The 18,736-nt window shown below is 65.5% G+C and carries 15 protein-coding genes; 3 read left to right on the top strand and 12 right to left on the bottom strand.

The features are described from left to right. Positions 1-142 precede the first annotated feature (142 nt). The 3 genes from EXV95_RS02145 to EXV95_RS02135 all read right to left on the bottom strand — a co-directional run bounded on the left by EXV95_RS02145 (position 143) and on the right by EXV95_RS02135 (position 3,069). Positions 143-1,135 carry a tripartite tricarboxylate transporter substrate binding protein gene (locus EXV95_RS02145; RefSeq protein ID WP_176885645.1) on the bottom strand — a complete coding sequence of 331 codons (993 nt, stop codon included), beginning with the start codon at positions 1,133-1,135 and terminating at the stop codon, positions 143-145. 45 nt (positions 1,136-1,180) lie between these two features. After that, positions 1,181-1,510, bottom strand: a complete 330-nt coding sequence (locus tag EXV95_RS02140) for a hypothetical protein (protein ID WP_176888915.1) — start codon at positions 1,508-1,510, stop codon at positions 1,181-1,183. 164 nt (positions 1,511-1,674) lie between these two features. Next, the gene (locus tag EXV95_RS02135) at positions 1,675-3,069 is read right to left on the bottom strand and encodes an acyclic terpene utilization AtuA family protein (RefSeq protein ID WP_176885644.1); all 1,395 of its coding nucleotides are present in this window, start codon (positions 3,067-3,069) and stop codon (positions 1,675-1,677) included. Between the two features lie 108 nt (positions 3,070-3,177). Between EXV95_RS02135 and EXV95_RS02130 the strand changes: the two genes are divergently transcribed. Further along, complete coding sequence (locus tag EXV95_RS02130; RefSeq protein ID WP_176885643.1) at positions 3,178-4,071, top strand: LysR family transcriptional regulator; 894 nt, start codon at positions 3,178-3,180, stop codon at positions 4,069-4,071. Positions 4,072-4,415: 344 nt separating this feature from the next. On the opposite strand, the gene EXV95_RS02125 is transcribed toward EXV95_RS02130, so the two are convergent. The 6 genes from EXV95_RS02125 to EXV95_RS02100 form a co-directional block, all read right to left on the bottom strand. Next, positions 4,416-5,822, bottom strand: a complete 1,407-nt coding sequence (locus EXV95_RS02125; RefSeq protein ID WP_176885642.1) for a leucine-rich repeat domain-containing protein — start codon at positions 5,820-5,822, stop codon at positions 4,416-4,418. A 61-nt stretch (positions 5,823-5,883) separates the two neighbouring features. Further along, entirely contained in the window at positions 5,884-7,302 is a 1,419-nt protein-coding gene (locus EXV95_RS02120) for an ankyrin repeat domain-containing protein (RefSeq protein WP_176885641.1), read from the bottom strand. A gap of 176 nt (positions 7,303-7,478) precedes the next feature. Beyond that, positions 7,479-9,692: an ATP-binding protein gene (locus EXV95_RS02115; protein WP_176885640.1), complete on the bottom strand. Its 2,214-nt coding sequence runs from the start codon at positions 9,690-9,692 to the stop codon at positions 7,479-7,481. Beyond that, positions 9,677-10,897 (bottom strand): hypothetical protein, encoded by a 1,221-nt coding sequence (locus tag EXV95_RS02110; protein ID WP_176885639.1) that lies wholly within the window; start codon positions 10,895-10,897, stop codon positions 9,677-9,679. Before EXV95_RS02110 ends, EXV95_RS02115 begins: the two co-directional genes overlap by 16 nt. 126 nt (positions 10,898-11,023) lie before the next feature. After that, positions 11,024-11,494: a hypothetical protein gene (locus EXV95_RS02105; protein ID WP_176885638.1), complete on the bottom strand. Its 471-nt coding sequence runs from the start codon at positions 11,492-11,494 to the stop codon at positions 11,024-11,026. A 23-nt stretch (positions 11,495-11,517) separates the two neighbouring features. Beyond that, positions 11,518-12,378 (bottom strand): hypothetical protein, encoded by an 861-nt coding sequence (locus tag EXV95_RS02100; protein WP_176885637.1) that lies wholly within the window; start codon positions 12,376-12,378, stop codon positions 11,518-11,520. Between the two features lie 221 nt (positions 12,379-12,599). Here EXV95_RS02100 and EXV95_RS02095 point away from each other — a divergent pair, with 221 nt between their 5' ends. Both EXV95_RS02095 and EXV95_RS02090 read left to right on the top strand, forming a co-directional pair. After that, a complete protein-coding gene (locus EXV95_RS02095) occupies positions 12,600-13,583 on the top strand; it encodes a PhnD/SsuA/transferrin family substrate-binding protein (protein WP_255484888.1) in 984 nt (327 codons plus the stop codon). A 528-nt stretch (positions 13,584-14,111) separates the two neighbouring features. Beyond that, a complete protein-coding gene (locus EXV95_RS02090; protein WP_176885636.1) occupies positions 14,112-14,708 on the top strand; it encodes a lipocalin family protein in 597 nt (198 codons plus the stop codon). Between the two features lie 257 nt (positions 14,709-14,965). On the opposite strand, the gene EXV95_RS02085 is transcribed toward EXV95_RS02090, so the two are convergent. The 3 genes from EXV95_RS02085 to EXV95_RS02075 are packed head-to-tail and all read right to left on the bottom strand — an operon-like array spanning position 14,966 to position 18,697. Further along, positions 14,966-16,585 (bottom strand): ABC transporter ATP-binding protein, encoded by a 1,620-nt coding sequence (locus EXV95_RS02085; RefSeq protein WP_176885635.1) that lies wholly within the window; start codon positions 16,583-16,585, stop codon positions 14,966-14,968. Between the two features lie 11 nt (positions 16,586-16,596). Then, positions 16,597-17,643, bottom strand: coding sequence for an ABC transporter permease (locus EXV95_RS02080; protein ID WP_176885634.1), 1,047 nt, complete (start codon positions 17,641-17,643; stop codon positions 16,597-16,599). Between the two features lie 22 nt (positions 17,644-17,665). Next, positions 17,666-18,697: a microcin C ABC transporter permease YejB gene (locus EXV95_RS02075; protein WP_055401810.1), complete on the bottom strand. Its 1,032-nt coding sequence runs from the start codon at positions 18,695-18,697 to the stop codon at positions 17,666-17,668. Positions 18,698-18,736 lie beyond the last annotated feature (39 nt).

Genomic DNA, 18,736 nt, shown 5'->3' with positions numbered 1-18,736 from the left:
TTATCCATCGGGCGGCAGAGGCCTATTTGGCTTGATATTCACACCCCTTTGAAAGCGCGCTGACACTCCCTCTCCCCTGGTGGGAGAGGGAGTGAAGACCGGGGAGGCGCGTGTTGCCGCCCACCGGTACCGGGCCTGCGGCTTACTCGGCCTCAATCCCCGCCGCCTTGATCACCTTGCCCCACTTCTGCGTCTCTGCAGCCTGGAACTTGGCCAGCTCATCGGGCGTGGTGGTCCAGGCTTCGGAGCCCGCATTGTCGAAGAAGCTCTTGGCCGCTGCGCTCTTGGTGGCGGCCGTGAGCAGCTCATTCAGGCGCGCCACCACCGGTGTGGGCGTGCCCGCTGGCACGTAGGCCGCAAACCAGTAGCCCATGTCGTAGCCCTTCACACCGGCTTCGTCGATGGTGGGCACGTCGGGCAGCTGGGTGCTGCGCTTTTGCGTGGAGTAGCCCAGCGCGCGCAGCTTGCCCGCCTTCACCTGGGGCACCCCGGTGGAGGTGTCGGTGATCATCAGGTCGATCTGCCCGCCCAGCAGGTCGGTGATGGCCAGCGGGTTGCTCTTGTAGGGCACGTGCAGGATGTCCACGGCCGCCAGCTGCTTGAGCATCTCGCCCGCCATGCGGCTCGATGAGCTGCCGCTGCCAAAGCTGAGCTTGCCAGGGTTCTTCTTGGCAAAGGCCAGCAGCTCGCCCACGTTTTTGTACGGCGCGCTGGCGTTGACCACCAGCACCTGGCCACCCTTGCCCAGGCCGGTGACCGGGGCAAAGTCCTTCACTGGGTCGTACGAGAGCTTTTTGTACAGGTGCTCGTTGGCGGCATGTGTGGTGTTGGTGGTGATGAGCACGCTGTACCCATCGGCCGCCGACTTGGCCACGGCCGACGCGGCGATCATGCCGCTGGCGCCCGCCTTGTTGTCGATGACCACGGGCTGCTTGGTGTCGTTGGTGATGGACTGGCCCAGCGCGCGTGCCAGTTGGTCGGTGGCGCTGCCTGCGGCGAAGGGCACGACAAAGGTGATGGCCTTGGCGGGGTAGGCGCCGGCCGCCTGGGCCAGCGCAGCGGGGGCGTGCAACGCGCCCAGCGCCAGTACGGCAGCAGTGGCGAGCAGAGCGCGGCGGGGGGATGAATGGGTCATGTTGTCTCCTGGTGTTGGTATGGATGAAAAAGCGAAACGGGAGGCCTAGGCCGTTGGACCGCCAAAGTGCGGCGCCAGATGGGCGGGCACAGTGACGGGCATATCGAGCAGCAGGTAGCTGAGCGCCTTGCCGTGGCTGTCGAGATTGAGCGAATCGTTCACGCCGCCGTCGAGCACGTCGTCCAGCACGAGGTTCATGGCCTGCAGCTGGGGCAGCAGGTAGCGCGTGACCTGGCGCGGGCGGCGCTGCGCAAACTGCTGCGCCACGGCGGCCTCGGTGACTTGTTCGACCAGCACATCCCACAGCGCGGGGTGCCAGGCGATGACGCTGATGTTGGAGCGGTTGCCTTTGTCGCCGGTGCGGCTGTGGGCCAGGCGGTAGAGGGGGACAGATAGGAAGCCCCCCCTGAGACGCTGCGCGTCTTCCCCCCCGAGGGGGAGGCCGCCCGTGCGGCGGGGCGGCCCTTGCACGGCGGCCGCTGGCATGGGCTGCGCCATGTTGGAAGGCTGTGGGCTCGGGGATTCGCTTTTTACATCGGTCAAGGTGATACCTCCAGTGGTTGCAGTGCGGGCTCCACCATCTCAAACCGCACGGCCACGGCCTCGCGCGGCACCAGGCACGACACGGTGCCCAGGCGCGGTCGCATCGCCGTGCGCACGCCGCCACCGCCGGCAGGGCCGCAGGTGTAGAGCGCCATCACTTCGCGCAGCAGGCGCTGGGCGCTGGAGTGCTCACGGTGCTGCAGGGCCACGCGCAGGCGCACATCGCGGGCTTCGTCGTTGCCGTGGGCGGATGCATCCAGCCAGCGGCTGGTGTCGTCGCCGAAGATGCTGGTCACGCCGATCAGGTCGATGCGCAGCGGGCCCAGGCCGCTCAATCGCTCGCGCAGCACCTCGCCCGCCAGGCGGGCACGGGCCTCAGCGCGCGGGCCGGCGTAGGAGATTTCGCCCTCGGCAAACCAGCCCGATTCAAAACACACGTTGACCTTGAGCGTGGCGGGCCGCGCATGGCCCTGCACGCCTTCTAGCCGCACCACGTCAGCGCCCACCGTGGTCACGCGGGCGGTGGTGATGTCGGCCACCACATCGGGCGTGAGGTACGCCGCCGGGTCGTGCAGCTCGTACAGCAGCTGTTCCTTCACCGTGCGCTCGGTAATGCAGCCGCCCGTGCCCGGGGGCTTGGTGATGGTGCAGTGGCCGTCGGCGTCGATCTCGGCGATGGGGTAGCCCAGTTGCGCCAGGCCCGCCACGTCTTTGTAGCCAGGGTCGGCAAAGTAGCCGCCCGTCACCTGGGCGCCGCATTCCAGCAGATGCCCGGCCATGGTGGCGCGGGCCAGCCGGTCCCAGTCGTCCAGCGCCCACCCGTAGTGCGCGAGCGCCGGGCCCAGCACCAGCGATGGGTCGGCCACACGGCCACACACCACTATATCGGCGTCTGCGCGCAGCGCATCGGCAATGGCCTGCGCGCCGATGTAGGCGTTGGCGCTGACGATGGGCTCGGTGGGCATCGCAGCGCCCAGTGCACCCTGCAGCAGCGCGCGGTGTTCGGGGCCGCTCAGGTCGTCGCCTTGCAGCACGGCAATGCGCGGGCGGGAAAGGCCCAGCTCGGCTGCCAGGGCGTGGATGCGGCGCGCGGCGCCGTGCGGGTTGGCCGCGCCAAAGTTGCTGACTATGCGCACGCCGTGCGCCAGGCACTGCGCCAGCACGGGGCGCAGCAGGTCCACCAGCAGGGGTTCGTAACCTGCATCGGGGTCGGTGCGGCGCGCGAGCTGGGCCAGCGCCAGCGTGCGCTCGGCCAGAGTCTCGAAGATGAGCACCGCAGGCTGGCCGCTGGCGATGAGCGCCTGCACCACGGGCAGGGCCGCGTCGGTGCGGTCGCCCGAGAAGCCGGCGGCGCAGCCCACCAGCAGGTTGGTTTTTTGGTCGTTCGGCATCAATCCGTTGTCTCCTGCAGCGGACTGTAGGAACATCCCGGTATTCTGTGAAATCGATTGTTCTTATGAATCCATCTGAAACACAGATGAATCAAGTCACCCCCCCGAATGAGCGCCCCCCACCTTTCCAGCCGCCAGCTCGACGCTTTCCTCGCGCTGGCCGAGCAGCGCAGCTTCACGCGCGCCGCCACCTTGTGCCACCTGTCACAGCCCGCGTTCAGCGCCCTCATCCGCGCGCTGGAGGACGACCTAGGCCTGCGGCTGTTCGACCGCAGCACGCGGCATGTGGACCTGACGCCAGAGGGCCAGAACTTTCTGGAATCGGCCCGCCGCATCCGCGCCGAAATCACCAGCGCCCTGGCCGCCGTGCGCAGTGCCGCCACGCTGCAGCGCGGGCGTGTGGCGGTGGCGCTGCTGCCGTCACTGGCCGCAGGCTGGCTGCCAGGCGTGCTGGCGCAGTACCGCACGGCGCACCCGGGCATCGAGATCGACATTGCCGATGTGCTGTCCGAGCCCTGCATCGACCGCGTGGCCAGCGGCCATGCCGACTTTGCGCTGGCGGCCATTCGCGCAGACACGCCCGCGCTGCAGGCCGAGCCGTTTTGCAGCGACAACTTCTACCTGGTGTGCCCGGCCGGCCATCCGCTGGCGCGCCGCCGCAAGGCCATCACCGCGCAGGACCTCGCCGCCTGGCCCTTCATTCACCTCGCGCGCACGAGCAGCGTGCGCCAGTACCTGGAGGCCGCCCTGCACCCGCAGGCCATGCACACGCTGATGGAGGTGGAGCAGCTCGCCACCGTGATGGGCATGGTGCGCGCGGGGCTGGGCATCAGCGTGGTGCCGGCGCTCACGCTGTTCCACTTTGACCAGCCGGGGCTGGTCACACGGCCGCTGTCGCTGCCGGGGCTTACGCGCCAGATCTACCTGGTGCGGCGGCGGGACGAAAGTCTGTCGGTGGCGGCGCAGGCGCTGCATGCACTGGTGATGGCGCAGCGGCCTTGAATTACAGGCTGCGATCACTACGAATTTAATAGCTTTTAGCGCTTATTCAGCAAGCGCTAGCGGCCAATATTAGGCTCTTCTAGCGAATAGTAGTGATGGAACCCGCCGCACGTCTTTAAACGGCGATTTCGACGTACGACATTTATCGAGTGCATCACTAGCATTCGCTAGAAGAGCCCAATTTAATTCATATTTCCATCAACAGCAGTGGAACTTCTGCTTCTCATCGCCCCAGATCGATGCAGCAGGCCAGGATGTCCGTCGTTGCACACAACCCGTTGTGGCCACGCGGGCGGCGGCCCGCTTGACGGATGCGCGCCACGGCTGACCCACCGCCCGCGCCTTCAAGCCTTCTTTTTACCCAGCCGCACCACGGTAGCGTGGTACGCCTCGGCTACATCGGGCCGGGTTTCTGCTGCCACATCAAAGCGGCTGGCCAGCACCGCCGCATCGGCCTTGGCACCCAACTGGCCAATGGCTTTGAAGACCTTTTTCATGAAGGCTGCGTCGCCGCCCAGGATGTGCTTTTCAAAGCGCAGCAAGTCGATGATCGGCTCCACCAGTTGCGGTGACTGCACTTTGCCCACCACGTCGAGCAAGCGCTTGTAGTGGTGCAGGTGGGCCTCGGAGAAGCCCTCGTGCAGATGGAAGAACGCCAGGAACAGGTCGGCAAACGCGGGGATGGGAGCCTCTGCCAAGATGCGGGCGATGGTGGCATGCTCGAGCTTCAGTTTGCCCGCATAGAACGGTTCGTACTCCGGGTAAAAGGCCAGCTCGGCGTGAAAGCTTTGGGTCAGCGGGGCCACCAAGCGCTCGCCAAAGCCGCTCAGCACGTCCACCAGCAGCTTGGACTCGTCCCAATAGTGCGGACGCAGGCCGTGGGTCACCATCGCATCGAATGCGCCGGGGGCCGGGTGTGCCAGCGCGCCGCGCACCATCTCCTCGTCAAAGTGCCCGTGCACCAGGTTGGAAAACGCATCGCCCAGCAAGGCCAGGTCGGTGATGGCGTAGAGCTGCGGCCAGTCCTTGGCCTCCATCAGCTTCGCGATGCGCGAGACTTCGATGCTCTCTGGGTCGCGCACATACGCTTCCTCGGGCAACTCCAGCTGTAAGGCCGTTCGCTCAGCGCTCAGATGGCTGCTCACGTGCAGTCGCTGGTAGCGCCGCCCTGCCAGGGGCGCCAGTGTGGTCAGCGGGTTGTCATCGACCCACAGGGTCTCCAAGGCCGCGCAGCCAGCCAACGGAGCCAGGTCGGTGATCCGGTTGCCGTTCACATGCAAGCATTTGAGGGTGGGGTAGCTGGCAACGAACGACAGGTCGGTGATGCGGTTGTACGACAGGTACAGGCTCTCGAGCCTGGGCAACTGGAGCCCCGCCGGGAAGTGGGTGAACTTGTTGTTCCACACGAACAGCGTCTCTACATTCAGCCCGTTGAGTGCCTCGAAGTCTTTGAAGTCGCAGTACGCAATGGTCAGCGAATTCAGGTGCGGCAAGGCTTTGAGGGCCTGCAAGTTAGTGAACTGCAGGCGCTCCAGACTCAGGCGCCGAAGCCCCTGGATGTGCGCCAGGCGCGACAAATCGACCGGCTGCGCCGTGCGGTTGCTGCGCAGGTCAATGTCCAGGACGTCATCACAGTCAGCGATCTGGTCCAGATCGGCATCGGTGAATTTCTCCAGGTGCAGGCCGTCGGCGTGGTTCAGCACGCGGATGGGACTATGGATGCGGTCGGTCCATTTGGGCTTGGTGGTCATGGCGTCAGGCTGTGAAAAGGGGATGGATGAGACCGGTGGCTGCGGCAGCGCCGACCTGCCATCAACCCAGGGTGTTGAGGTAGCGGGCGCACAGCTGGCCGATGGTGTCGCACAGCAGATCAGTGGAGGGTGGCGCGCCGGGGGCCATGGGCAAATCAATCGCCTCGCGCAGCACCCAGTCGTCGCCCTCTACCTGCGAGAAGCGGATGCGCATGACCGACCAGTCGAAGACATGGACACCCATTTCCACCGCGCCGCTGCGACTAAGGTACGACTTGGTGCGCGACAGCTTCAGGCCACGGAAGTAGTCGTCGTATTCCAGGTACAACAGGCCAGGCGGCACGCGCGGGTCTTCGCCCGAACCCAGCCGCGCGATCACGTCCTTGAGGCAGGTGCGCAGCCAATCCGGGTATTGGCTGGAGGTCCAGTCCGTGGGCCCGTCGATCAATCCGGGCGCGCGCTCCCAGGTGGCGCGCTGGGCGGTACCGTCTGTGGCCTTGGGCTTGGCGGGCTTTTTGGGTGGCACCGAGGTGGTCAACGCAGCCACGCGGGACTCGTATTCGGTGCCCCTGAACAGGCGCACGTCGGCAGCCACCAGCTTGCCTTGGGCCGCCAGTGCCTCGGCCAGCACGGCGGCCACGTCGAGGTTGCCAGCGCTGGCGGCCAGGCGCAGCGGAGTGCGGCCGCGCGCATTGGCTGCAGCGGGGTCCAGGCCCCAATCGAGCAATTGGCGGGTGGTGGCGACAGGGTCGCCCATACGGTGCCAAGTGGTCGAGAACCCTGCGCGGCTGTTGGCAAGGCCGTCTACATCGCCTGCGGCGTACATCAACGCATTAGACCCATCGGGGTTGGCTGCCTGCACATTGGCTCCCCGCTCCTTCAACCACCGCATCAGCGGCACGCTGCCCATGTAGGCCGCCATGAGCAGGGGGGTGTACATCTCGCGGTGGTCCAGCGCCTCGATATCAGCTCCCGCCTGCAGCAGCTGGTCCAGGGCTTGGTACACCGCATCGGCTTGGCCTTCGGACGCATCCTCACGAAACGCCATGTCGAAAATCTCACCACGCATCTCGCGCAGGCCCAAGGCAATGCAAAGCGCGGGGTCCTTGGTCTGGCGCGGGTCACCACCCGCGGCCAACACCAAGGACAGCCTGTCCAGGGCGCGCTCCTGGAAATAGGTGGAGAACTGCCCACAGCACACGGCCAGCAGCGTGGAATTGCGGTTCTTGCGCTTGTTGGGATCGGCCCCACGCTCCAGCATCAAGCGCAGCAACGCGAGTTGTGCGTCCATGCGCTGAGCGGCACACGCGTCGTCCGGGCCATCGGAGTACACCCAGTGGGCGTTGCAGACCCACTGCGACGCGGGGTACTGGGACACGCTGATACGGTCGGGGTGGACGCCGGAGCGGACCAGGCGCTCTATTTCAGCCATGAGCGCATCGAATCCGATGTCGTGTTCGAGTGTGAAGGAAGTGGCCATGAAAAATTAACAAATGAAATTGAAACCGAAGTTGGTAAGCCTGGAATTCCCACAGTCGTGACGCCTGAAGCCTGCAAAACTGCCACGGCCCGAGCCAGCGCCACCGAGCAAGGGCCGCCCCGACGCACAGGTAGCGCCCCCCTTCAAGGGGAAGGCGTGAAGCAACTCGGAGGTCGTCAAGTTTTCGCCAACACCGCCAGTTCCTGGTGCAGCAGCAGTTCCACCTCCGCCGGCTCGAACTGGTCCTGCAGCAGCGGGATGGCAAAGCGGTATTCACCCCCTTCGTGCTTGCGCAGCACATAGGCCAGCTGCAGGCGGGCCAGCGACTGGCGCATCGCCTGCGCGTCGGCGGTGATGCCGTGGCTTTGCAGCAGCTGGGCCAGGGCCACCAGGCCGGTCTGCCCGGCCTGGGCCGTGTGGTAGACGGCGATGCGGTCGAGGCGGCAGGCGGCCTCGTCGTGGCTCAGGCGGCCCCAGCCGGCCAGCGCGTCCTGCACCGCCTGCGAGGCCAGGGCCTGCGTGAGGTGGCGGGCTTCGATGGCGCGCTCGCCGGGCTGCAGGGCTTCCAGGCACTCCTGGCACAGGATGGCGACGAGGTTGGCGCGCTGGCCGCTGGCGTCCACGAGCTTTTCCACCAGCGTGTCGCTGGCAAAGCCCAGGCGCAGCCTGCGCAAGGGCTCGGTGGCCAGCTCGCGGCAGGCGGCACGCTCCAGCCCGCCGATGGCCAGCACTTCGCCAAAGTTGCGCAAGGGGCTCTGGTAGTCGAGCACGGCCGTGGCGTACAGGTCCCAGAAGCCCGCGAGCATGAACCAGCAGCGCCCCTCTTCGCTCAGCGCGCGCAGCGTGGACAACTGGGCGTAGCCGTTGTTCGACTCGTCGCGGAAGAACAGGTCGGCCTCGTCGATCAGCAGCACCAGGCGCTTTCCCTCGTACTGGGCCTGCAGGTGGTCCACGATGGCTTCGAGCGGTGTGTCGGCGGCCAGGCCAAACTGCAGCGCCATGCGGGGCGCCAGGCGGTGGTCGCGCAGCGAGACGTAGTGGCACACGGTGTGCGGGTGGCCTTGCAGGCGGCGCTGCACGGCCTTGAGCAGGCTGCTCTTGCCCAGCTGGCGACCGCCCACCACCAGGTAGTTGGCGGGCTCGCGGTTGATGACACGGGCGAGCAGCTGTGCGCGGCCAAAGAAGGCGCCTTCGCGGGTCACGCCGCCACGCGTCTGGTACGGCGAGATGCGGGTGATGCGCAGCTGCGCGGCCAATTGGCGCAGCAGCACCTGCAGGGCATCGCCGCCGATCAGCCACTCGGTCTGGCTGGCGCTGTCCACCATCACGTGCAGGTTGGCGCGGTCGTCTGCGTGGGCGCGCAGCAGGGGGCACGGGGTTTCCACGCTGTGCTCGCTGAGGATGAGCAGCACATCGCTGCCGGTCTGGGCGGCGCGCAGTTGGCGCAGCACGGTGGCTTCGTCGATGCCCGGGGTGGGCACAAAGACGAGGCAGCGGTCCAGCGACACGGGCAGGTCGGGCGGAAACTGCCACTCGAACACCTGGCCGGGCAGCGCCCAGTCGCTGCTGGGCTGGCAGCGGGCCGACACGCGCTCGGCCAATGCGCGTGCCAGGGCCGGTGCATGGTCGGCGCCCGTGGCCTGCGCGCACAGCACGGCGCGGCGCCAGTCCACCATGCGGATGTCCGCCGCCAACAAGGTAGCCTCCAGCCGCCGCAGCCAGCGCAGCAGCCGGTCGATCTGCGGCAGGCGCGCCAGCGGGGTGCGGCGCAGGCGCGCGGGGCGCAGTTGGCCCGCGCCAATCATCGGGTGGCGCACCACCCACACCACGGCGCCCACGGCAAAGATCACGCCGCACCACAGGATGAGCGAGCGGAGCCAGGCAAACGGATCTGCATCGGCGGTATGGGTGGGAGGTTTGGCGGGCTCAAAGTCGTCGGTGCTGCCTTCCAGGCAGTTGATGGGCAGATAGCCGGGTGGAATGGGCGGGTTGCCGGGGCGGCACGTCCAGGTGTGGGTGCCAGGTTTCAGCTCCACCACCACCTGCGTGCCTGCCAGTTTGCCCAGCTCGGGGTTGTGGGCGATGTCGGCCTGCAGCACGTTGGGGCGCGGGGACGTTACGCGCAGCTGCGGGTTGGCAATGGGCGGCGCGTATTTGTGGATGTCCTTGGGCCAGCCATCCAGCTCGTTGCGCGCCTCGATCATGGCGACGCGCCACTGCACCAGCTCGCCCCACACCGGGCCTACATTGACCGACGCCAGGAACGAGCCCCGCGTGACCGGATTGAGCTGGGGCGTGAACAGCGCACTGGCCACGAACAGCGTGACCACCGCAATGACCACGGCACGCACCACGGCCCTGGAGAAAAAGGGGCTCAAGCGTTCGAGCATGCGTCCAGCACCATCAAGCCCGCATCGCGGATGGTGGCGCAGCGCCAGTGCAGCCGCGCCGCATCGCCCGTGCCGCGCACGTGGATGAGGTTGCCCCAGAACAGGCTGCGCAGTTCGTCGTCCTGCAGATAGGGCCGCGCGCGGCCCAGGTCGTCGGCCTGCAGCAGCTGCTGCAAGCGCGTGCGCGTGGCGGGCGCCTGGGCCAGCGGCAAAAAGGTTTGCCACAGGCGCGGGCTGCTGGTCAGGTGGGTGCGCAACGCAGCAGACGATGCATGACCATCACCCACCCCTTGGTCTACCAGCCACTGCAACCCTTCTTCAAACAACGCGGGATGGCCGCCGCTGAGCGCCTGCAAGTCGACCACCACGGGCTCGGTCCAGGTGTACTCGGGCCAGCGGTGGCGGGCCAGTTGCGTGAGGTCGTCCAGCGACGGGTCGGGCCAGTGGTGGACCTGCGCAATGTTGAGCAGGGAGAGATCGCCACTGCGGTATTTGAGGTCGGCCAGCGCCTGCCCGCCGCACAGCAGCAGGTGCAGGCGGCCGCTGTGCATCTCGCTCAGGCTGCGCAAGATGCCCGCCAGGGTTTCGCGCAGTGCGGGCGTTCCCTGCTCAAAGCGGCTGACCAGGCAGAAGATGCGCTCACCCGCCATCAGGCGGCGCTCCAGCGCGGATTCAAACTCGTAGTCCGACGCCACATCGCCCAGGCCACATTGGCGGCCGATGGCGGCGAAGTATTCGGCGGGCACGGTGCTCACGCTGTAGGGCGGCTGGATGTGCAGCACCGAGCCTTCGCCGTACTGCGCGCGGGCTCGCTGCAGCAGCTCGTGCCGGAACGGCGGCTGGCCCCAGTGCGCGGGCGACAGCAGCAGCGAGATGGGGTATGGCACCGCCTGGGCCAGTTGCGCAAACACCTTGTCCTGGAACGCGGCAAACGGCTGCGCGCCGGTGGATTCAGCCTGCAGGGGAAATTCTGGTGCAAACCCGGCGGCGCTGAGCAGGCGGTTGGCCTCGCTTTCAGTGAGGCGCAGGTAGCGGGTGCAGGCCACCAGCTTGTCGCGCGAGCGAGGGTTGGGCACCGAGATGCCGTTGCGCCAGTTGTTCACCGCCTCGCGGCTCAGGCCGATCTCGGTGGCCACGCCGGAGGCGCTGGCGCGGATGCGGCGCATGTAGACCGACAGAAGATCGGCAAAGGAATCAGGGGACATGGAGTTGTGGACTAACGAAGGCTGGTACACCGAGCCAAAACCAAGTGCAGCGAAAAACATGGGGATGGTGGGCAGGCATTGTCAGCCTTGCCAGACCACCGCCATCCCACTGCGCAGTGCGGAGCACTACGCCAGGCGCTGCACCATGGGCCAGGCCTTGTAGCTGGCGAGGCCACAGGCAGTGAGTACCGGGCTGTACAGCACCATGGCGCCGACCACCGACATCAGCCAGCCGGGCTCTTCGTACTCGTCGGTATCGTCGGCCTTGGCTGTCGCGCCCTCCTTCAAGGGCTCCTTGCTGCGCCCCTCTTCTTGGCCCTCGCCCGAATCGCCGGTCATCTCCTGCACCAGCATCACGGCCACCACCAGCAGCGAGATGGCCAGCAGCGCCAGGTAGCCGTATTGCAGCGCGGGCTGCGTGAGCGGATAGAAATAGCCCGCCAGCAGCGCGGCCGGGGCCAGAAAGAACACGTGCATCATGAGCCGGTACCAGGGAATGCCGTCCACAGGCCTTTCCAGCGCCCCCATGACCATGCGGTAGGTCAGCGCCCCCAGCACAAAGATCACCCCACCCCACCATTCGATTTGCGTCAGCATGTTGTTGTTCTCCGGAGATTCTTTTACTGAGGTGCCATCACCGTGACGGGGCCGTCGTCGCCAGGCTTGTCGGCGTCGTCCCCGCGCAGCTCCTTGTGTTCGTTGGCCATGTAGTACAGCGGCAGCGCCACGGCCAGAACCAGCCCCAGGCCCATCCACAGCCAAAAGCCTTTGAACAGCAACACGGTGACCACCGTGAATGCCACCGCATGCACCAGCCCCTTGAGGCCGGCGCGCAGCAGCAGCACGGCAATGAGGCCCTGCATGGGCGATTTGCCGCTCTTGCCCATGGCCTGCGCCATTTCCACAAAGGCCTCGGCCGCCTCCCGGGCCTCGCGCATGCGCTTTTCTTCCTGCTGGCGCAGCTTGGCCACGGCAAGGGGCTTGGCCGGGTCTTTGGAGCAGGCATAGGGGTCATCGGCCTCACCACCCTCCTCGCCGCCGTTGCCCTGGCCTTCGCCACCATGCTGCGCAGGCTCTACCACTGCGCGCCACTGCGGGTTGGCGTCCATGAATGCCTTGCGCGACACCCACTGGCCCCGGTCGAAGTGCATGCGCTCGGTTTCCCCCACCTGGTCATAGAAGATCTCCAGCACCGCAGCCCGCAGGCCCTGGTCAAACAGGGTTTCGAGCTGGCGCAGCGGTGGTGGGTCGCCCGTACCCGTGTCGAACTGGAGCAGAAGGTGCGTGGAAGCGGCAGATGCCGACGCATTGAACCATTGCGCATCCCACAGGGACTCCAGGTTGGCGGCCCCCAGCTTGTCCGCCCAGCGTTGGGCCTGTTCCGTGTTGTCTGAGCACAGGTATTGGTACGTGAGCTGTGCGAGCTTCAGCTTAATCGGGTCTTCGAAAAACAGTTGCAAGGTCAGGGTGTTTTGCGACATGGGAAACGCTGTTCACAGCGGTAGGCATTGCGATGGATTGGGATTGTGTGGGCCAGGCCCGCGCATGTCCCCTGCGGGCTTGTCCATGCCGGGGCGGCGCGAGGTTGACAAAACGTCCACCCGCACGGGTCGCCAAGGCGCTGATTGTCACAAAACGTTCATGCATACTGGCCGACCCGCGCGCGGAGCGCGCTTTCACCACAATCGGAGGGAAAACAACGATGCGATTCGATACCCGCTTTTTTGCACTGCTGTCTGGCACCGCGCTGATGCTGGGCCCGGTAGCTGCGCAGACCGACCGGGCCGCACCTGCCCGCGCCACCGCAGCCACCCCGGCCGCCACGAGCTTTGCAGGCAGCTCACGCGAAAAACTGGTGGTGGCCATGCCCAAGACCTATGCCAAAAGCGAAACCATGCTGCTGTGGGGCGACTACTTCAACCACCTGGCGCGCTGCGGCAACATTGATCTGCAGAATCTGCAAGGCGAATCGCTGGAGAAGAGCACCAACATCGATGTGCTGGGCGAAAAGGAACTGATCGACAGCCTCCTCAGCGGCAAGGCACAGCTGGCGCAGGTCAACCCCGGCCTGGTGCCCCAATTGGTGGGCGCTGGCCAGCCTACCCCGTTTGGTGTGCCCGGCAACAAGGCCAGCGGCAAACGCAACTCCTACACGCTGATCCTGATCTCGCGCGTGGACAGCCCTTTCACCAAGCCGCAGGATCTGGTGGGCAAGAAGATTGCCCACTCCACACCCACCTCCAACTCCGGCAACCTGGCGCCGCGCGCGCTGTTCCCGGCCATCGGGCTGGTGCCGGACCAGAACTACGAGGTGGTGTTCTCCAACGGGCACGAGCGCTCGGTCACAGGCGTGATGCACGGTTTCTACCCCGCCGCAGCCGTGGCCAGCGATTTGTACCAACGCATGGTGGTCAAGGGCGATGTGAAGGGCTCCAGCATCCGCACGCTGTGGGAGAGCCCGCCCTTCATGACCGAGACCTGGACGCTGGGCAAGGACGTATCGCCCGAGCTGCAGGCCCGCGTGAAGAAGTGCTCGTACAGCTACAGCTTTTCGCCCAAGCTGCGCCAGCTGCTGCCAGGCAATGACACCTTTTTGCCCATCAATTTCGAGCGCGACTTCGCGACGGTGATGGAGGTCTACACCAAGACGCAGAAGGCGCAGGCTGCCAAGGCTGCCGCCAAATAAGTCCCACTGTCAATAACGTCTATCGCCGCTCCCGCAAGCCGGACTCTGGTTTGCGGGCTCAGATGGTGCAGCAACAGATTGCCGCCATAACACGACAGAGCCAGGAAGAACAGGCCGCCCGGCACCAGCAGCCCCTGGCAAGCAGGGATGCAAACACGAAAGCAGCGCCGGTACCGGAAGGCCGTCGTACCCCAGGCCTGGTGGAAACCATCAACACTCTTGTCTGAATGCGGCCACTCAAGGGGGATGCATTGCGAGAAGTGCGCCGCGGCAAATGCCATCAACTCCATCTCCGACAGCACTCCAGAGTGGTGGCCTGGATAGGTACGGAACGACGGCAGCGCCACCACACCGATGCACATCCTGCCGACAGCCGCTGCCAGCGCGCGCCTACACACCGGCCCCCCTCGCAGTGCCTACAGTGGATCGCACGAACAGCCGCTGCGCAGTGCACATTCCGTCAGGTGCCATAAGGTGACGTCAGGTGCAACGGCAGCCCCGGCAGCAACCCCAGCAGGAGCAACCCCCATGCGCATTCACACCCCACCCCGTGCCCATTCGCCCTGGCCGCTGGTCATCGGCGCTGCCGCAATGATGGCGTTGCTGGCGCTCACGGCCTGCTCCACGCCGCGCGCGCCCGAGGGCATCCAGCCCGTTACGGGGTTTGACGCAGACCGCTATGCAGGCCACTGGCACGAGGTGGCACGCATCGACCACGCCTTTGAGCGCGGCCTGACCCAGACCAGCGCCACCTACAGCCGCAACGCCGACGACACGATCAAGGTGGTCAACCGAGGCTACGACCCAGTGCGCAAGGAGTGGAAGCAGGCGGAGGGCACGGCGCGCTTTGTGGATGAGCCCACGCGGGCGGCCCTGAAGGTGTCGTTCTTCGGGCCGTTCTATGGCGGCTACAACGTGGTGGCGCTCGATGAAAACTACCAGTGGGCCATGGTGGTGGGCTCCAGCACCGATTACCTGTGGATCTTGTCACGCACACCCACCCTGCCCTGGCATGTGCGCGAGCACCTCATGGATCGGGCACAGACGATGGGTGTGGATGTGCGCAAGATTCTGTGGATGCCCGCCGCCAGCGAGCAACACGCCAAGCGGGCCGTGATGACCTGAAAAGCTTCAACGCCAGCAAGCGCAATTAGCTATATTATTGATAGCTATTTACGCTTACCTAATAAGCGCTAGGGATCCTCTGCACGAATCGAGCGGCAAGTGTGCGCTGCGGATCGGGATGGGCTGCAAGGCGCAAACCGCAGCAATAGCCGCAGCTATTGCGAGTATTTGCAACGCGGCAGACCGCCCGGGCCCGCAGATGCACGCGGCGCGGTGATTCGTGCAGAGGGTCCCTTGATGCCATTTCTATTCAAACATCAGCCGATATCCGGCACGGTGGCCGCCGCCACCAGGCGCTGGGTGTAAGGGTGTTGTGGTGCATCCAGCACGTCGTTCACGCTGCCACCTTCCAACACCGCGCCGTCCTTCATCACCACCACGTCGTGCGCCATGGCGCGGATCACATCAACGTCATGGGTGATGAGCAGGTAGCTCAGGCCCTTTTCTCTTTGCAGCCGCTGCAACAAGCCCAACACCTGCTGCTGGATGGTCACGTCCAGGGCGCTGGTGGGCTCGTCCAGCACCAGCACCTGCGGCTGCACGATGAGAGCCCGGGCGATGGCCAGGCGCTGGCGCTGGCCGCCTGAAAATTCATGCGGATAACGCTCCAGCAGACGGGGGTACTGTGCTTCGGCCAGCCCCACCTCTTCCAGCGCGGCCTCGACGCGGATTCGGCGCTGGGCCACGGTCAGTGTGGGCTCGTGTACCTTCAGGCCCTCGCCCACGATCTCTTCGACCGTGAGGCGCGGGGACAGCGAGGAGAACGGGTCTTGAAATACCACCTGCACGCGGCGGCGCAACTGCTGGTTGGCGGGGGTATTGCGCATGGCAGGTTGCTGCCACGCCTGGCCCCCGACCTGCAACTGGCCGTCGTAGGGCAACAGCCCCAGGATGGCCTGCGCCAGCGTGGACTTGCCCGAGCCGGACTCGCCCACCACCCCCAGCGTCTGGCCGGGCAGCAATTGCAGCGTGGCGCCCTGCACGGCTACAAACTCGCCCTTCTTGAACCAGCCCTCGATGCCGGACAGCGGCGTGGGGTAGACCACGCGCAGATCCTGCGTCTTCACCACCGGGGCAGTGCCTGCGGGCGGATCGGCCTCGACCACATCGCGGCGGGGCTGGCTGGCAATCAGGCGGCGCGTGTAGGCGTGCTGGGGTGCACCAAACACCTCCGCAACGGGGCCCTGCTCTACCAGCACGCCCTGCTCCATCACGGCCACGCGGTCGGCAAAGCGGCGCACCAGGTTCAGGTCGTGCGTGATGAGCAGCACGGCCATGCCCGTCTGGCGCTGCAGATCACTCAGCAAGTCCAGGATCTGGCCGCGCAAGGTCACATCCAGCGCGGTGGTGGGCTCGTCGGCCAGCAGCAGCTTCGGGCTGCTGGCCAGGGCCATGGCAATCATCGCGCGCTGGCGCTGGCCGCCTGAGAGTTGGTGCGGGAAGCTGTTGGCTCGGCGTGCAGGCTCGGGGATGCCGGTTTGGGCCAGCAGCTCGATGGCAGCCTGCGCGCACTGGGCGCCGGTCAGGCCTTTTTTGAGCTGCAGGATTTCAGCAATCTGCAGGCCAATGGTCATGAGCGGGTTAAGCGCGGTCATGGGCTCCTGGAACACCATGGCGATGTCGCCACCACGCACGCCGCGCATCTCGCGCTCTGTCAGCGCCAGCAGGTCGCCCCGCCCGTGCAGCGTTGCCTGCCCGGTGATGGCGGCATTGCCCGCCAGGCGCAGCAGGCTTAAAGCGGTGATGGTCTTGCCGGAACCGGACTCGCCCACCAGCGCAAGCTTTTCGCCTGCGGCAATGCTGAAGTTGACGCCCCGCACCACTTCTTTGGGGCCAAAGCGAACGTGAAGGTCCTGAACCTGCAACAAAGGGGTCATGGCCGTAGGGGTCACTGGTCGGCCTTTCGGGGGTCCAGGGCATCGCGCAGCGCATCGCCCATGAAGGTCAGCAACAACAAGGTGGTGACCAGCACCCCAAAGGTAGACAGCGAAATCCACCACGCGTCAATGCTGTTCTTGCCCTGGTTCAGCAGTTCACCGAGCGAGGGAGTGCCCGGCGGCACCCCCAGGCCCAGGAAGTCGAGCGAGGTCAGCGCCAGGATGGCGCCACTCATGCGGAAGGGCAAAAAGGTGACCACGGGCGTCAGGCTGTTGGGCAGGATGTGGCGCCAGATGATCTGGCTGTTGCTCACCCCCAAGGCCCGGGCAGCCTTCACATAGTCGAGCTGGCGATTGCGCAGGAACTCGGCACGCACATAGTCGGACAAACCCATCCAGCCAAACAGTGACAGCAGGATGAGCAGCAGCGCAATGCTGGGCGCGAACACGGCGCTGAAGATGATGAGCAGATACAGCTCGGGCATGGAGCCCCATATCTCGATGAAGCGCTGAAACGCCAGGTCGGTCTTGCCGCCAAAGAACCCCTGGATGGCCCCGGTGAGCATGCCCAGCAGTACGCCGGTGATGGTGAGTGCCAGACCAAACAGCACGCTAACGCGAAATCCGTACAGCAGCTGCGCCAGCAGGTCACGCCCCCGGTCATCCGTCCCCAGCCAGTTGTCGGCCGTGGGGGCCGACGGGTTGGGCGATTTGGCAAAGTAGTTCAGCGTGTTGGGGCCGTAGGGGTTCAAGGTGTACAGCGCCCAGTTGCTGCCTGCGGTGATGCGCTCCTTGATGAAGGGATCGAGGTAATCGGTGGGGGTTTCAAAGTCTCCCCCAAAGGTCTTTTCGGAGTAGTCCTTGAGCATGGGAAAGTAGGTCTGCCCCTCATAGCGCACGATGAGCGGCTTGTCGTTGCTGACCAGCTCGGCACACAGGCTGACCAGCACGAGGGCGCAGAAGATCAGCAGGCTCCAATACCCCAGGCGGTTGCGCTTGAAGCGCAGCCACGCACGGCTGGAGGGCGAGAGCGAAGGCGATGCGGAAGCAGAACTCATCAGGGCCATGGATTCGTTCGGGCTAGTCAAACTTCACGCGCGGGTCCACCCACACATAACAAAGGTCGCTGACGAGCTTGGTGACCAGCCCGATCAGTGTGAACAGATACAAGGTGCCCAGCACCACCGGGTAGTCGCGACGGATCACACTCTCATAGCTGAGCAAGCCCAGCCCATCCAGCGAGAACAGGGTTTCGATGAGCAGCGAGCCCGCAAAAAAAGCACCGATGAACGCAGCTGGAAAGCCGGTGACGATGGGAATAAGCGCATTGCGGAACACATGCTTCCACAGCACCTGCCGCTCGCTCAAGCCCTTGGCGCGGGCGGTGAGCACATACTGCTTGCGGATTTCTTCGAGGAACGCGTTCTTGGTCAGCATGGCCGTCACAGCAAAACTGCCCAGCACCATGGCCGTGACGGGCAGCGTGATGTGCCACAGATAGTCCACGATGCGCGCGCCCCAGGTCATTTCATCCCAGTTGGCCGAAGTGAGCCCCCGCAGTGGGAACCACTGCAACTGCCCACCAAAAATGACCAGCAGCGCCACGCCCAGCACAAAGCCGGGAATGGCATAGCCCACCAAAATGAGCAGCGTGGTCACCAGATCAAAGCGTGACCCGGCTCGCACCGCCTTGGCCACGCCCAATGGCACGGCGACGAGGTAGCTGATGAAAAAAGTCCACAGGCCCAGGCTGATGGAAACCGGCAGTTTCTCCTTCACCAGTTGCCACACATCCTTGTTCTGGAAAAAGCTCTTGCCCAGATCAAACCTCGCGAACTGTCCCAGCATCTGCAGGAAGCGCTCATGGGCAGGTTTGTCAAAGCCGTACAGCGCCTTGATCTGCTCCAGCCGCTTGGGGTCAACACCCTGCGCGCCCCGGTAGCTCAGGCCGCCCCCCTCGGCGCCGCCACCGCCCACACCGGCCTTGGCCTCGGCCATGTACTGCTCCACCGGGCCGCCCGGCACGAACTGGATCACCACAAAGGTCAGCAAGAGCACGCCCAGCAGCGTGGGCAGCATGAGCAAGACACGTTTGAGAATGTAGGCAAACATATGGAGTCAACCCCTAGGACTTGTCGCAGTGCGGCCGGC

The organism is Acidovorax sp. JMULE5 (assembly GCF_013376875.1).
Taxonomy (GTDB): Bacteria; Pseudomonadota; Gammaproteobacteria; order Burkholderiales; family Burkholderiaceae_C; genus Acidovorax; species Acidovorax facilis.
The sequence above is the reverse complement of the archived record's forward strand: the minus strand, read 5'-3'. Positions and strand labels throughout refer to the sequence as shown.

Bases quoted from the DNA above. Each gene is read 5' to 3' on its own strand.
- EXV95_RS02145 (WP_176885645.1), bottom strand. From the start codon at position 1,135: ATGACCCATTCATCCCCCCGCCGCGCTCTGCTCGCCACTGCTGCCGTA.
- EXV95_RS02135 (WP_176885644.1), bottom strand. From the start codon at position 3,069: ATGCCGAACGACCAAAAAACCAACCTGCTGGTGGGCTGCGCCGCCGGC.
- EXV95_RS02130 (WP_176885643.1), top strand. From the start codon at position 3,178: ATGAGCGCCCCCCACCTTTCCAGCCGCCAGCTCGACGCTTTCCTCGCG.
- EXV95_RS02125 (WP_176885642.1), bottom strand. From the start codon at position 5,822: ATGACCACCAAGCCCAAATGGACCGACCGCATCCATAGTCCCATCCGC.
- EXV95_RS02120 (WP_176885641.1), bottom strand. From the start codon at position 7,302: ATGGCCACTTCCTTCACACTCGAACACGACATCGGATTCGATGCGCTC.
- EXV95_RS02115 (WP_176885640.1), bottom strand. From the start codon at position 9,692: ATGCTCGAACGCTTGAGCCCCTTTTTCTCCAGGGCCGTGGTGCGTGCC.
- EXV95_RS02110 (WP_176885639.1), bottom strand. From the start codon at position 10,897: ATGTCCCCTGATTCCTTTGCCGATCTTCTGTCGGTCTACATGCGCCGC.
- EXV95_RS02105 (WP_176885638.1), bottom strand. From the start codon at position 11,494: ATGCTGACGCAAATCGAATGGTGGGGTGGGGTGATCTTTGTGCTGGGG.
- EXV95_RS02100 (WP_176885637.1), bottom strand. From the start codon at position 12,378: ATGTCGCAAAACACCCTGACCTTGCAACTGTTTTTCGAAGACCCGATT.
- EXV95_RS02095 (WP_255484888.1), top strand. From the start codon at position 12,600: ATGCGATTCGATACCCGCTTTTTTGCACTGCTGTCTGGCACCGCGCTG.
- EXV95_RS02090 (WP_176885636.1), top strand. From the start codon at position 14,112: ATGCGCATTCACACCCCACCCCGTGCCCATTCGCCCTGGCCGCTGGTC.
- EXV95_RS02085 (WP_176885635.1), bottom strand. From the start codon at position 16,585: ATGACCCCTTTGTTGCAGGTTCAGGACCTTCACGTTCGCTTTGGCCCC.
- EXV95_RS02080 (WP_176885634.1), bottom strand. From the start codon at position 17,643: ATGAGTTCTGCTTCCGCATCGCCTTCGCTCTCGCCCTCCAGCCGTGCG.
- EXV95_RS02075 (WP_055401810.1), bottom strand. From the start codon at position 18,697: ATGTTTGCCTACATTCTCAAACGTGTCTTGCTCATGCTGCCCACGCTG.